The following is a 13,555-nucleotide window of genomic DNA, read 5'->3' as shown; positions in this document are numbered from 1 at the left end:
GGAGGATTGTTATGAGACGCTTTAAAAAATTGTCGGCAATTGTAAGTGTTATGCTTATATTTATATTAGCACTTACTGGATGTACTCAAAATAAACCTAAGGAGACTACAAAGATAAAATTGGCTGAAGTTACACACTCAATTTTTTATGCTCCACAATACGCTGCTATAAGCCAAGGTTTCTTCGAAGAAGAAGGTCTTGACGTAGAGTTAATTAACACCCAAGGTGCAGATAAAACTATGGCCGCTCTACTTTCTGGGGAAGTTAATGTAGGTTTTATGGGACCTGAAGCTTCTGTTTATGTATCTACTAAAGATAGTGATAATTATGCTATAAACTTTGCTCAACTTACACAAAGAGATGGTAGCTTCTTGGTAGGTAGAGAAGCAGATGATAACTTCTCATTTGACAGCTTAAAAGGTAAAACTATACTAGGCGGAAGAGCTGGCGGAATGCCTGAGATGGCACTAGAGTATGTTATTAAGAACAACGGTTTAAAAATTGGTGAAAATACAGCAGCTGGCGAAGTTAATGTCCGTACAGATGTGCAATTTGGGGTATTAGCGGGAGCATTTACTGCTGGCGAAGGTGACTATGTTTCATTATTTGAACCAGTTGCAACACAACTTGAAAAACAAGGCCAAGGTCACGTTGTTTTATCAATAGGTTCTGAATCAGGAGATTTACCATATACTGCTTATTCTGCTACAAAATCATATATGGAAAAGAATCCTCAAGTAATTCAAAGTTTTACAAATGCTATATACAAAGGTCAATTATGGGTTCAAAGTCATTCATCACAAGAAATAGCTAAAGCTGTTCAACCGTTCTTTACAGACTTATCAGAAGAAGATTTAATAACTATAGTTGATAGATATAAGTCTATAGATGCCTTTGCACAAACACCTGTTATGACTAAGGATAGCTTAGAACATCTAATGGATATAATAGAGCTTGCTGGTCAATTAGAGAAAAGAGCTGACTATGACAAGATCGTTACTACACAGTTTGCAGATGAAGCTGTTAAAAATATAGATAAAGACATGTTCAAAAAATAGTATTGTTTAGGGTGGCTTAGCCACCCTATTTTTTTATTATTGACTTTTTATTCATTTTTCATGTGGTACTTGCATAGTATATACCAAGCAATAATGTTAAATTTATAACAAATTGTATTTAGGGGGTTATACTATGAATTACAAGTATAGAGTTATTGCAGTAGCTTATAAAGATATAGATACAGAAATAGAATATAAGATAGCTCAAAATTCTGTTAAAACATTAACGTCATCCAATGATTTAGACGAAGCTTATCCATATTGTTCAGGTAAAGGTTTTAATTTAAATGATAGATTATTTATTTATTTAGATTGGTTCAAAAAAGAAGCACTTTCAAAAATTAAAGAAGGTTATGTAGTAAGCATTATGGAAATGCCTATTAAATCAAGTGATTCTAAATTGGATTCATTGAAAGAATCACACCTAATATATGGTGATAATCTACTAATATTAGATTCTGTGGCCGTATAAAAAATTGAGGTGCAAATACTGCACCTCTAATTTTATTTTTTTAAATATAAACTTATTTTTTCCATCATACTTTCTTTATTTTTATTAAATTGAGTTTTTCTATGTCCATTTGCTCCTGATGGGTGTGGAAATCCAAATAAACATTGATTTTCATTTATTATCTGATCTTTTATCAATTGTTTCATCACTTCTTCTACTGATTTTCCTAAAGGTATAATAAAGATTTCATTTAGTTTTTCTAATTCGTCTAAAAAATCATTATATACATATTCTCTAAATATATTTGATTTTAATATTTTGGGATTGTGACCATTATAATTTTCTTTATTTATAAATACAGGATGTTTTATAATTGATGTAGTGTGAAGATATGTGTTTTCATATCCAAATAACTCTTCACAATCTTCTATCCCTAAATACGTATTGAGTTTTAGTTCATTTAGCATACTTATAGTATTACTTCTCGAAGTGCCATATAATCTACATTCAATTTTACATATTTTTGCTATTTCATCATAATTCATATTTTGAGCAAGGCATTTTCTTGCTGTATATATAGACCTTTCCATTTGAAGCCATCCTGGAGTTATACTTACTATAAATATTTTAGCATCTTTATTTATATATTCGTTATGTGCTGCATAGTATATCTCTATACTTTCTTCTTTGTTAATTAAAAAGTCTTCATTTAGTAGTTCTTCTTTGTTATATTGATTTTTATCTTTAAGATTTAGTATCTTGTACTTAAAATTATATAATGTTCTTTTCATTATATTCACCTATAGACTATTTTCCCCGAAAATATAATTAGTATTTATCTATAATTTGCATATACTCTTCTTTTAACTTACCTAGATTTTCCTCAGACATTTTCTTTTTATTATCTAAATTTTGTAATATAACTATAACATTTTGCTTTAATTCTCTTGCATTATAAAGTGCATTGTTTATATTATTTTGTACATACCAATCTACAAATACTCCATCAAAGAAGAAATCTGCAAAAACTGTAAAAGAATCTAAGTTTATATCTATATTTAAATTGATATTTATATCACTTAGTTCCATTTTAAAAGAACTTATACACTCCTTTACTTTATAACTATTTCGCTTTGCCTCATCTATGTAATCATGCTTAATTAATGTTGTAATCACATCTCCACCAAGAATATCCCATGTTCCCCAATCCTTTGCCTTTTGAAGAGAATTTATTGTATCATATATTGTAATTAATAGCTTATTACCTGCACTATAAGCTTCACTTATTTCTTTTATATCCAAATTTGTATTAGATATTTTTTCTATTATTTTGCCTAGTGTTATATTTTCTACTTTGTTACTGTTCATTATTTCATATTCTTTATCTATTAATAAATTACTGTATATAACATCTACATTTTTATAATCTTCTAATTTAGTTTTTATATTATTTTTTTGAATAGTTAATGTACTAATTTTATTTAAACACTCATCATACTTTATTTTGGCAACTATATACTCCTCTTTTTCTAATTCTAGTTTTTCTTGTTTTTTTCCTAACAAAGTTTGTATAAGAGAATTTAATGTTTTCCCTTCTAAAGAAGCTACATCTTGCTCTTCCTTATTTAATTCTATTTTTAATTTTTTTAATTTTTCTTCTTCTTCTCCTAATTCTATTTCCAAATTGTTTAATCTTTGATTCAGCTTCTCCCTTATTCTTATCTTTTCCCTTATTTTGGTTATTTCCCTGTTTAGAACATCTATCATATAATATCCCCCTAAAAAATATTCTATTAATTAATACTATTTATAATAGTCACGTAATTATGTATATTATATATTAAATATCTGCATTACCCAATAATATTTATATTTATGAAATAAATTGAAAAAAAAATAACAAAATACTACAAGAAAAGCTGCATAATATGATATAATTAAAGTCAATTATATAATGTGATGAATTATATAAGCAATTTTTTACTACATAAAAAACAAATATAAGTAGATTGTGGAGGTAATTTTATGAAACATCAAAGACTTGACTACGTACTAAGTGAAATGAAAAAGAATGATATTCCTCAATTATTAGTTGCAGACCCATCAGCTATATTTTATTTAACAGGGAAATGGATTCATCCTGGCGAAAGATTATTAGCTTTATACTTAAACATAGATGGAAATCACAAATTATTTATAAATGAATTATTCCCTGTTTATGAAGATCTAGGCGTTGAAAAAGTATGGTTTAACGATACTCAAGATGGTGTACAAATAATTTCTACATATGTTGATAAAACTAAGCCAATGGGTGTTGACAAGAACTGGCCAGCTCGTTTCTTATTAAAACTTATGGACTTAAGAGGCGGAAGTTCATTTGTAAATGGTTCAGAAATAGTAGATAGAGCTAGAACGTATAAAGACGATGAAGAAAAGGATTTCATGAGAGAAGCTTCAAGAATAAATGATGTAGCTGTAGAAAGAATGATAGAGTTATTACCTAAAGGACTTACTGAAAAACAAATGGCTCAAGAATTAGTTTCTATATATGAAGAATTAGGAGCTGACGGTTTTTCATTTGATCCAATAATAGGTTTTGGTGCTAATGCTGCTGACCCTCATCATGAACCAGATAATTCTCTTGTTAAAGAAGGAGATTGCGTTATAATAGATATCGGATGTGTAAAAGATTCTTATTGTTCAGATATGACTAGAACAGTATTTTATAAGTCAGTATCAGATAAATCTAAGGAAGTATTTGATATAGTTTTAGAAGCTAACAAAAGAGCTATATCAATAGTTAAACCTGGCGTTAGATTTTGTGATATAGATGCTGCTGCTAGAGACTATATAGAATCTAAAGGTTATGGTAAATACTTTACTCATAGAACTGGACACTCTATAGGTATAGAATGTCATGATATGGGTGATGTATCTTCTATAAATACAGATACTGTACAACCTGGTATGATATTCTCTATAGAACCAGGTATATACTTAACTGGTGAAGTTGGAGTTAGAATAGAAGACCTAGTTTTAGTAACTGAAGATGGTTGCGAAATATTAAATAAAGCTAACAAAGAGTTAGTAATAGTTGGATAATAGTTGGAAATTAATAAGAGGCTTTAGATTAAATCTAAAGCCTCTTATTTGTGTAGCAAATTTTGAGCAACGTACCTGTTTCTCAATGCCGCTTAAGACATGAGCGCAGCGAATTTTAGTTTCTCATTATTATATAAGCCATATATCCTACATACATTAAAGTTAATATTATTCCCTCTGTTTTGTTTATTGTTCTTCTTGTTGCTGCAAGCACAAAAGTTATAATTGTTATTATAAGCATAAATATCATATCAAAGAATACTATACTATTAACAGCTACTGGACTTATTATAGCGGATGCACCTAATATGAAGAATATATTAAATAAGTTAGAACCTAATACATTCCCTATAGCTATATCACTTTCTTTTTTAGTTGCAGCTACTATTGATGTTACAAGTTCTGGTAAAGATGTCCCTATAGCAACTATTGTAAGTCCAACTAAGTTTTCACTCATTCCCCAACTAACTGCTATAACTGAAGCTGCATCAACAACCCATTTACCTCCTAATATTATACCTACAAGTCCTATTAAAGATATAACTATAGCTTTAGAAACAGTTAAATTTTTATTTCCTTCTTCAACATCCATTTCTTCCTTTGATGTTAAAGCCATCTCTATAAGATAATACATAAATATACCAAATAAAGCTAAAAGTATTAAACCATCTGCTTTTGATAAAAAGTTTTCTGAATACCCTTGAAGTCTAATGTCATGTGATAATACCCAAAGTACCAATGCTGATAATATTGCAAATGGGAATTCCTTAATTATAGTGTTCTTTTTCACAGACAGTGGATATATTATTGAGGATATACCTAGGACACCTAATATATTAAATATATTAGATCCAACTACGTTCCCAATTGCTATATCGTTATTTCCTTGTAATGCTGCCGTGAAACTTACTGCTGCTTCTGGTGCGCTTGTCCCAAAGGCAACTATTGTAAGACCTATAATTATTGGTGGTATCTTAAACGATCTCGCTATTGATGATGCCCCTTCAACAAACCAATCTGCACCTTTAACTAAAAATGCAAATCCTATAAGTAAAATTAAATAATTCATGTTAAAGCCTCTCTTTCTATCTGAAAAATTTCATTAATTATACTTATTTTAAATTTAAATATAATTATAATACCTATTTTGCCCTAAAACATTATACACTATTTCATGTATGGTTTGTATAATTTTTACAATTTATTACAAAAATTTAAAAAAGTTGGTATAAAAAATACCAACCTTTTTATTGAGATATTTAGTTACCTTCTGCAAATATATTTATTCTATTAGCTCCCAAATCACATAAGAAGTTTATTGTATCTGTAACTACAGGACTTGATCCACATATATAAATTTTGTAATCAGTTAAATCAATATCTCTAACAATATCTGTAATACGTCCGTGCGGCCCTTTAAAACTTTTGTCACGAGAAGATACTTTTATATGTTCAAATATTTCAGCACTCTGTGATAGTTTTGTGAGTTCATTATCATATATAAAGTCTTTTTCATAACTTGCACCATATACAAGTTTTACATTTTTTATGTTTTTAGGACTTTTTATTATATCATTAACTATTGATAAAAATGGTGTTATTCCTATACCTGTTGCAAGTAATAGAATTTTCTCTGCTGTTTTGTCAACAACAAGTTCATTTCCCATTGGACCTTGAAGCTCAATACAATGTCCAATTTTAAAGTTTTTGTACATTAGTTGAGTTCCATATCCATCTTCCACATTTTTTACTGTTATACTTAGCATAGAATCATCTTCGTTAAACGATGAAATTGAATAAGCTCGATTCGTATAAGGATTATCCTGTATGTTTATAAGAATATACTGACCAGCCTTATAACTTACCTTGTCAGGGCTTACAAATTCAAATGTGTATTCTATGATGTTATCAGTTAATTCTTTTATATTAACAATCTTAGCTTTTATATTTTTTCTGTCTTCACAAGATGTAATATCAGTCTTATTTATAATATTACATGATTCTTTTTTACTTGATAATGAGAGTATTTTTGCTGGACAATTAGCTATACAAGTTGAACATCTTATACATTTTTCGTTATCAAATTGATTATTATTATTGAATTCTAAATATGGAGTTAACTGCATTGGACATACTCTAGAACATTTGCCACAATTATGACACATATCCTTACACTTTATAGTTATTTTCTTATCAGTTACTTTTGCTACTCCTAATAACTTTCCTAGTTTATATGATAGTGTTTGAAGCATCCCCATTGGGCAAAATTGGCACCATGTACGTGGTGTAAAAATTACACTTAAAGGAACACCTATAATTAATACCATTAAATAACTTGCAACAAATATAAACCCTAATTTATCTAAAAACGGTGCAGTTCCATAAATTGAAGATACTTTAATTAACTTTCTTATTATATTAAATCCAAACCAGGAAAAAAATAAAATTCCTAGTATTTTACTTCGAAAAAATTTAGGTATTTTTTTATTCTTACTGTATTTTAATAAAACAGTATCATACAAACTTCCATGTGGGCAAAGGTTCCCACACCAATATCTACCTTTGAAGAAAGATACAATAGTAAGTGATAACATAATAGGTAAAACCAAAATACCTAACCTAGGATAGTAAAGCCCACCTAGAGCTACTAGTAAAGTAAAAATCCATGCCCATTTTCTAATAAATGTAAATGTTCGATTAGCCTTAATGTTAAATGACGACATAACAACCCCTCCAAATTATTTAATCTAAATATTAATATATATAGATTTATAGATATTATATGCTCAGAGTTTTAGAAATGTGCAAATTAAAATCCGCATAAATAGACATGTCATAATCTATTTATGCGGATTAAATCAATCCTTTATAAAGTTTTCGATGAAATTATATAAACTCTTTGTTTTTTCACTTTTAAATATATTATTATAATCTATCCATTTATCATTTTTTATAGAAACTTGATTTGCAACTCCAGGATTTAAAATACTAGCCATACTTCCTATAATTGCTTTTTTATGTTTTGATATGGATAATTTACTTTTGTAATTATCATCAACATTTTCTATATAGTTTACGGCGTTTTCTAATAAATTCCCATATTGAATCTTTGCACCTTCTAATAATATATCTTCAAGAGTTCCACAATCTTTATTATTAGGGAATACATACATGTCACATTTTATTTTTATATCTTTAAAATAGCCTTCTTTATTTGTAAAACATGTTTCATCAAAATTTAATTCTTTTCTTTTTATTATATTTAATATGAACTCATTGTACTTTTCACTTGCGCTCTTATTGTCTGCATCACATACTATTAATATTCCATTTAATTGCTTTAATTGTTCTCTTTGCATTATTGACACAGTATTATTTAGTTCTGATATTATTCTCGTTTCTCCTAAAGCTGCTTTTATTGCAACACATACATTATCAGACTTATAAAAATCTGGAATAGGACTTATTTTTTCCAATCTACCCTCTACAAAAGGATATTTATTTGGGATTAACCCTTGCCATATATAAGGTATTTCTTCCTTATTTCTTATCTGTCTTAATCCTAATAATTGAAGTACCTTTCCAATAGCAGCCTCATCATGAGGACCCTCAACTAAAAAATAATAATATCTCATACTATCTCACATCCAAACCCATATTAGATCTTATACTATATAATTGCTCCCCTGAAAACCTATTAACATAGGTATCATTATTATCACTTTCTAATCTATAACATGCAATATCATCAATATAGTCTATGCCCCCTTCTATTAGTGCATCTATGGCTTCTATGCTATGTGTAGTTAAAAATATCTGTGTATTATATCTATTGCATATTTCCATAAGCCATTTAAAAAAATCCTTAAGGGCTCTTGCATGTATAGCTGTTTCTATTTCATCTATAAGTAATACTCCATCTACAGCTTCTACTACTGAAGATGATATTGTTATAGCCTTTTTTATTCCATCTCCAAATGCAGATATAGGTAAAATTCCATTTATCTTATGATTAATGTATAAAGATGTAGTGTTGTTTTCTGTTATTAAATCAAAACCATCAATATTTTTATCAAATATTTTCATCATTTCCAATATATCTTGTTTTTTTCCTAGCTTTATAGATTTGCTTATATAATTAACATATCTATTTTGAATATAATGATCTATAGGAGATATATACTTCATAGGAATAAATAAATTGTTGTCTTTATATAAAATTTCGTAATTATCTTCTCTTAGTGAAAAGTTCTTCTCATATTTTTTATCATCTATAGTAAACTTATATTTCCCACTAAATACTGATATAGGCAGTTCTTCATCTACTAATCTAAATAAATATTCTTCGTACCCACCTATACTTATTTGTATTTTTTTATTTTCAACTTGAGCGCTAAAAGATATATTTTTTGTCTCCAATTCTTTATTAAACATATTTATAAATGATTTATACCAACTTCTTTTTTCGTTATTTTTTAATACTTCTCTTATTTTATACAATAAAATTAATCTATTTATATCCTCCGGGTATTCTAAAAACATTATTGACTCAAGTATACTAGTCTTTCCGCTATTGTTTTCTCCTATTAGTATATTTATGTTTTTTGTATCTTTCAGTTCTATACTTTTTAGCTTTCTAAAATTTTCTATTTTTATGTTTTTTATATGACTCAAGTTACTTCCCCCTGCATAAAATATTGTATAACAAGCCTTTTGAATTTTCAGATTTTTTACAATATTTAAATATTTAACTATATATAATTCTTTTTATAGTATTATATATAGTTAAATATTTTTAAATATATAACTATTTCTATATCAATTGTTAATTATTATATTTGGTGGGGTGGGGGGTTTATGAGTAATTCTAATGCGTTTTTCAATGTTATTGAGTCCTTTATTAATACTTTTGGCATGGGGAGGTATATAATATTTGTATTAGGCAGTATACTTTTATTTTGTATATATGCTGTAGAGAAAAGTATTGCTAGTAAGGATTTTGATAGAGTTTATATGATAGCTCTTTTTGCTTTGATTGCATTATCTTCCCTACTCGGAGTAGGATTAGATGTTTATAATTAAAATTTCGTTGCTCAAAAAAAGCCTTATTGTGGAAAATCCACATTAAGGCTTTAGATTATTTCGTCATATGCAGCTTCATCTAGATTTATTAAACAAGGTGGAACAATATCCTTAGATATTAAATCTTCGTAGCTTTCTCTTTTTTTAATAACATAACTATTTCCTTCACTTACTAAAACAACAGCAGGTCTTAGTGCCTTATTATAATTACTAGACATTGAGTCATTATATGCACCTGTATTTAATACAGCTAATATATCATTTCTTTCTACTATAGGTAACTCTATATCTTTAATAAGTATATCCCCTGATTCACAGTATTTTCCACCTAGTGTTACTATTTCTTTTTCTATAGCATTTGCTTTATTAGCAACTATTGCAGAGTATTTAGCATCATAAAGTGCTACTCTTGGATTATCACTTAAGCCTCCATCAATTGATACATATTTTCTAACACCCTCTATATTTTTTATACTTCCTACATTGTATAATGTTATTCCAGCACTTCCTACAAACCATCTCCCTGGTTCTATTATTACACATGGTCTTTTTAAATTTCTTCTTTCAAACTCATCTTCTAATTCTTTCATTACCGGTTCTAAAAACTCATTTAAACCAACTTCTATATCGCCCTCAACGTATTTTATACCAAATCCTCCGCCTATATTTAGGTCTTCTATTTCGTAATTGTATTCATTTTTTATATGTTCTATCCAGCCTATAGCTACTCTTAACGCTTTTAAGTGCGATTCATTTGAAAATAGTTGAGATCCTACATGAAAATGAATACCTTTAAAATTTATATACTTTGAGTATATAGCTATTTTTATAGCTTCATCTATTTGAAGTAATGGAATTCCAAACTTTGAATCCTTTTGACCTGTACTTATATATCTATGAGTATTAGCGCCTACTTCTGGAGTAATCCTAAATAATATATTAGCTTCTTTATTTAAGTTTTTGCAAATTTCTTCTAGCAACTCTAGTTCACTTATACTATCTACTACTATTCTGCCTACTCCATGTTGAACTGCCATAATAAGTTCTTCCTTTGACTTATTATTTCCATGAAATATTATATCCTCCATAGGAAAATTAGCGCTTATAGCAACATATAATTCTCCACCAGATACTACATCTAAACCTAACCCTTCTCTTTGTACAATCTTACATATGGCTAAATTCAAAAATGCCTTTGATGCATAAACAGCTCTAACATTTTCGTATTTATTTAAAAAACTAGTTCTTACTTCGCTTCCCTTTTCTCTAAGAATACTCTCAGAAATTACATATAGTGGTGTTTTGTATTTTTTAGCTAACTCCACAGTGTTGCATCCATCAAAGTATAGTGTTCCATTTACTCTTTCAATCATAATCATTACCTCCATAAGTTATAATACAATGGAGATTTTGCAGTAACATCTTAATTTTCGTAATAAAAAAAGCCCAAGGAATATACTATCCTTAGGCTCTTAAATACTAATTCAAAAACGTTTATTAGCACTCACGAACTTAAGATAGCTCTCCACAAATCTCTTTGTGACAATGTTGTACATGTTTTGCACAACACCAACATATAAACTTAAAGCATCGTTTATACATTTCGGCGTTAGCACCTTTCCTATTGTTTCACTGTGCTTATCTCCACAATAGTACTATTTGATAACGCGACCTCTATCTTTTTGTATTTATTTTTATTAAATTATATTATACTACAATTTGTAAATTTGTAAACATAATTTTTAAAATATTATAGTAAATAATACACCTTGTTCTACATTTTTTAACTCATAACTTATATTATTTAACTCTAATATTTTTTTAACTATATAAAGACCTAGTCCACTTCCCCCTGTATTTCTATTTCTAGACTTCTCCAATCTATAAAAAGGTTCAAAAACTTTGGTTAATTCTTCTTCTTCTATAAACGCTCCTGTATTTAAAACCTCTAGTACTATGTTACTATCTCTTTCATATAGTCTAATAATTACCTTTTCTTTCTCTTTTGAGTATTTTACAGCATTATTAACTACATTTGATATTGCTTTTCTAATAAGTTGTTGATCACCCTTTATATATAAGTTATCTTGTATTTTATTTACTATAGTTAGATCCTTAGATATTAAAAAGTATTCAAAGCCCTTTGATATATCGTATACCATATTTGATATGTTTATATTTTGTACACTTGGTTTAAATTCAGTGCTCTCAAGTTTATATATTTCCATCATTTCATAAACTAGTTTTTCCATATGTTCCATAATATCAAAAGACCTTTTAAGATATTTATCCCTATCTTTATAAGAACCAATATTGTATATCATTCCTTCAAGTTGTCCTTTTACAGCAGTTATAGGAGTTTTTAGTTCATGTGATATAGTAGCTACAAATATCTTTCTTTGTTCTTCTAGTTCTCTTTCTCTTTCTATATCATTTCGTAGTTTTTTATTTGCTTGTGTTAATTCATTCATGGTGTTTTGTAAACTAAATGAAAGTTCATTTAAACTATTTGAAAGTTGACCTAATTCATCTTGAGAATAAACTTCACATTTTGTATCAAAATCAAGACCAATCATTCTCTTTGCTACATAGTTTAATTGTATAAGGGGCTTTGATATTAGTTTGGAGTATATATATCCACTTATAATAGACATTAACAATATTATTACCCCTATATAAGGTGCAAACCTTAAAATTACAGTAGCTGCCTCATCAATAGGTTGTAGTGTTGCATTAACCTTAAACACAGTTACTCTATCTTCGAACTTTACTGGAGAGGCTTCTAGATATATATATTTTTCATTTGGATTTTCTTTGTATAAATCTGTTGCTGGTTCTTGCGAAATACCACCTAGTTGTATAATATTAAAAGGTATATATAAAATATTTCCTTCTAAGTCGTAAATAGTAAGTTGCACATTATATTCTTCACAGAATTCATCTAACAACCCTTTTGATTCTAAAAATGTTAAGCCATCTACTTTACCTACTAATTTCTTAACCCCTTTTTCTAAACTCTCAGCTTTGTATCTATAATAATAATTAGGTAATTCAATATACATAGTTGTATAAATTATAAAGGCCATAGACAATAGCAAAGTACTAGTTATAAAAAATATTTTATAAGCTATATTGTTTTTTATTTTATTAATTAAATTACTTATCAATTTTATATCCTATTCCTTTAACAGTTTTTATATATTGCATTCCCGTTTTTTGTCTTATGTTTTTTATATGTGTATCTATAACCCTTGCATCACCAAAGTATTCATATCCCCATAGCTTATCTAACATAACTTCTCTACTTAATACCTTGCCTCTGTTTTCAAGTAACATCTTCAATATTTCAAATTCCTTTGTAGTAAGCTCTATTTCATTTTCTTCTACATATACTTTATAGGCATCTACATCCATGTGTATTTCTTCAAATTTTAAAATATTAAGCTTGTCTACTTTGTTGTATCTTCTAAGTACAGCTTCAACTCTTCTTATAAGTATGTTAAATGAAAATGGCTTTGTAATATAATCATCAACCCCTAGTTCAAATCCCTTAACCTCATCTTTTTCATCGTCTAATGCCGTTAACATCATAATAGGAACATCCGATTTGGCTCTTATCATCTTGCAAAGAGAATACCCGTCTATATTAGGAAGCATTATATCTAGCATTACTAAATTATACTCATTCTCGTTAAACATGTTCATACCTTCAATTCCATCGCTTGCTACATCTACTTCATATTCTTGACTTACTAAAAATTCTTTTATTAATTCTTGTATATCAATGTCATCTTCAACTACCAAAATTTTGTACATTTTATCACCTCTATACTTATTTTACCAAACATTTATGGAATTTGTG

The 13,555-nt window shown here is 28.1% G+C and carries 13 protein-coding genes and 1 riboswitch; of the genes, 4 read left to right on the top strand and 9 right to left on the bottom strand.

Going from position 1 to position 13,555, the window contains the following annotated elements; translation table 11 throughout:
- Nucleotides 1-11 precede the first annotated feature (11 nt).
- Nucleotides 12-1,058, top strand: a complete 1,047-nt coding sequence (locus BS62_RS09945) for an ABC transporter substrate-binding protein (protein ID WP_496491117.1) — start codon at nucleotides 12-14, stop codon at nucleotides 1,056-1,058.
- Between the two features lie 133 nt (nucleotides 1,059-1,191).
- Nucleotides 1,192-1,530 (top strand): hypothetical protein, encoded by a 339-nt coding sequence (locus tag BS62_RS09940; protein ID WP_496491116.1) that lies wholly within the window; start codon nucleotides 1,192-1,194, stop codon nucleotides 1,528-1,530.
- 32 nt (nucleotides 1,531-1,562) lie between these two features.
- Here the strand turns inward: BS62_RS09940 and BS62_RS09935 are convergent, their stop codons facing one another.
- Both BS62_RS09935 and BS62_RS09930 read right to left on the bottom strand, forming a co-directional pair.
- The gene (locus BS62_RS09935) at nucleotides 1,563-2,300 is read right to left on the bottom strand and encodes a uracil-DNA glycosylase family protein (protein WP_496491115.1); all 738 of its coding nucleotides are present in this window, start codon (nucleotides 2,298-2,300) and stop codon (nucleotides 1,563-1,565) included.
- A gap of 37 nt (nucleotides 2,301-2,337) precedes the next feature.
- Nucleotides 2,338-3,276: a hypothetical protein gene (locus tag BS62_RS09930; RefSeq protein WP_496491114.1), complete on the bottom strand. Its 939-nt coding sequence runs from the start codon at nucleotides 3,274-3,276 to the stop codon at nucleotides 2,338-2,340.
- 258 nt (nucleotides 3,277-3,534) lie between these two features.
- Between BS62_RS09930 and BS62_RS09925 the strand changes: the two genes are divergently transcribed.
- Nucleotides 3,535-4,611 (top strand): M24 family metallopeptidase, encoded by a 1,077-nt coding sequence (locus BS62_RS09925; protein ID WP_496491113.1) that lies wholly within the window; start codon nucleotides 3,535-3,537, stop codon nucleotides 4,609-4,611.
- 115 nt (nucleotides 4,612-4,726) lie between these two features.
- Here the strand turns inward: BS62_RS09925 and BS62_RS09920 are convergent, their stop codons facing one another.
- The 4 genes from BS62_RS09920 to BS62_RS09905 form a co-directional block, all read right to left on the bottom strand.
- A complete protein-coding gene (locus BS62_RS09920) occupies nucleotides 4,727-5,680 on the bottom strand; it encodes a calcium/sodium antiporter (protein WP_496491112.1) in 954 nt (317 codons plus the stop codon).
- Nucleotides 5,681-5,870: 190 nt separating this feature from the next.
- Nucleotides 5,871-7,334 carry a 4Fe-4S binding protein gene (locus tag BS62_RS09915; RefSeq protein ID WP_496491111.1) on the bottom strand — a complete coding sequence of 488 codons (1,464 nt, stop codon included), beginning with the start codon at nucleotides 7,332-7,334 and terminating at the stop codon, nucleotides 5,871-5,873.
- Between the two features lie 135 nt (nucleotides 7,335-7,469).
- The gene (locus BS62_RS09910; protein WP_496491110.1) at nucleotides 7,470-8,246 is read right to left on the bottom strand and encodes a DUF3226 domain-containing protein; all 777 of its coding nucleotides are present in this window, start codon (nucleotides 8,244-8,246) and stop codon (nucleotides 7,470-7,472) included.
- 1 nt (nucleotide 8,247) lies between these two features.
- Complete coding sequence (locus tag BS62_RS09905; RefSeq protein WP_496491109.1) at nucleotides 8,248-9,285, bottom strand: AAA family ATPase; 1,038 nt, start codon at nucleotides 9,283-9,285, stop codon at nucleotides 8,248-8,250.
- A gap of 183 nt (nucleotides 9,286-9,468) precedes the next feature.
- On the opposite strand from BS62_RS09905, the gene BS62_RS09900 reads away from it, so the two are divergent.
- Nucleotides 9,469-9,693, top strand: coding sequence for a hypothetical protein (locus BS62_RS09900; protein ID WP_496491108.1), 225 nt, complete (start codon nucleotides 9,469-9,471; stop codon nucleotides 9,691-9,693).
- A 50-nt stretch (nucleotides 9,694-9,743) separates the two neighbouring features.
- Here BS62_RS09900 and lysA read toward each other — a convergent pair whose 3' ends face one another.
- The 3 genes from lysA to BS62_RS09885 all read right to left on the bottom strand — a co-directional run bounded on the left by lysA (nucleotide 9,744) and on the right by BS62_RS09885 (nucleotide 13,509).
- Complete coding sequence (gene lysA / locus BS62_RS09895) at nucleotides 9,744-11,066, bottom strand: diaminopimelate decarboxylase (protein WP_496491107.1); 1,323 nt, start codon at nucleotides 11,064-11,066, stop codon at nucleotides 9,744-9,746.
- A gap of 137 nt (nucleotides 11,067-11,203) precedes the next feature.
- Nucleotides 11,204-11,378: riboswitch (Lysine riboswitch) on the bottom strand.
- A gap of 57 nt (nucleotides 11,379-11,435) precedes the next feature.
- Nucleotides 11,436-12,860, bottom strand: a complete 1,425-nt coding sequence (locus BS62_RS09890) for a sensor histidine kinase (protein WP_496491106.1) — start codon at nucleotides 12,858-12,860, stop codon at nucleotides 11,436-11,438.
- Entirely contained in the window at nucleotides 12,850-13,509 is a 660-nt protein-coding gene (locus BS62_RS09885) for a response regulator transcription factor (protein ID WP_496491105.1), read from the bottom strand. Before BS62_RS09885 ends, BS62_RS09890 begins: the two co-directional genes overlap by 11 nt.
- Nucleotides 13,510-13,555 lie beyond the last annotated feature (46 nt).

The sequence above is a fragment of the Sporacetigenium mesophilum DSM 16796 genome (assembly GCF_059569055.1).
This window is presented reverse-complemented; position numbering and strand designations above follow the sequence as displayed.

Coding starts and splice junctions, on each gene's coding strand:
- BS62_RS09920 (WP_496491112.1), bottom strand. CDS start 5,680: ATGAATTATTTAATTTTACTTATAGGATTTGCATTTTTAGTTAAAGGT.
- BS62_RS09930 (WP_496491114.1), bottom strand. CDS start 3,276: ATGATAGATGTTCTAAACAGGGAAATAACCAAAATAAGGGAAAAGATA.
- lysA (WP_496491107.1), bottom strand. CDS start 11,066: ATGATTGAAAGAGTAAATGGAACACTATACTTTGATGGATGCAACACT.
- BS62_RS09925 (WP_496491113.1), top strand. CDS start 3,535: ATGAAACATCAAAGACTTGACTACGTACTAAGTGAAATGAAAAAGAAT.
- BS62_RS09940 (WP_496491116.1), top strand. CDS start 1,192: ATGAATTACAAGTATAGAGTTATTGCAGTAGCTTATAAAGATATAGAT.
- BS62_RS09910 (WP_496491110.1), bottom strand. CDS start 8,246: ATGAGATATTATTATTTTTTAGTTGAGGGTCCTCATGATGAGGCTGCT.
- BS62_RS09945 (WP_496491117.1), top strand. CDS start 12: ATGAGACGCTTTAAAAAATTGTCGGCAATTGTAAGTGTTATGCTTATA.
- BS62_RS09915 (WP_496491111.1), bottom strand. CDS start 7,334: ATGTCGTCATTTAACATTAAGGCTAATCGAACATTTACATTTATTAGA.
- BS62_RS09885 (WP_496491105.1), bottom strand. CDS start 13,509: ATGTACAAAATTTTGGTAGTTGAAGATGACATTGATATACAAGAATTA.
- BS62_RS09935 (WP_496491115.1), bottom strand. CDS start 2,300: ATGAAAAGAACATTATATAATTTTAAGTACAAGATACTAAATCTTAAA.
- BS62_RS09900 (WP_496491108.1), top strand. CDS start 9,469: ATGAGTAATTCTAATGCGTTTTTCAATGTTATTGAGTCCTTTATTAAT.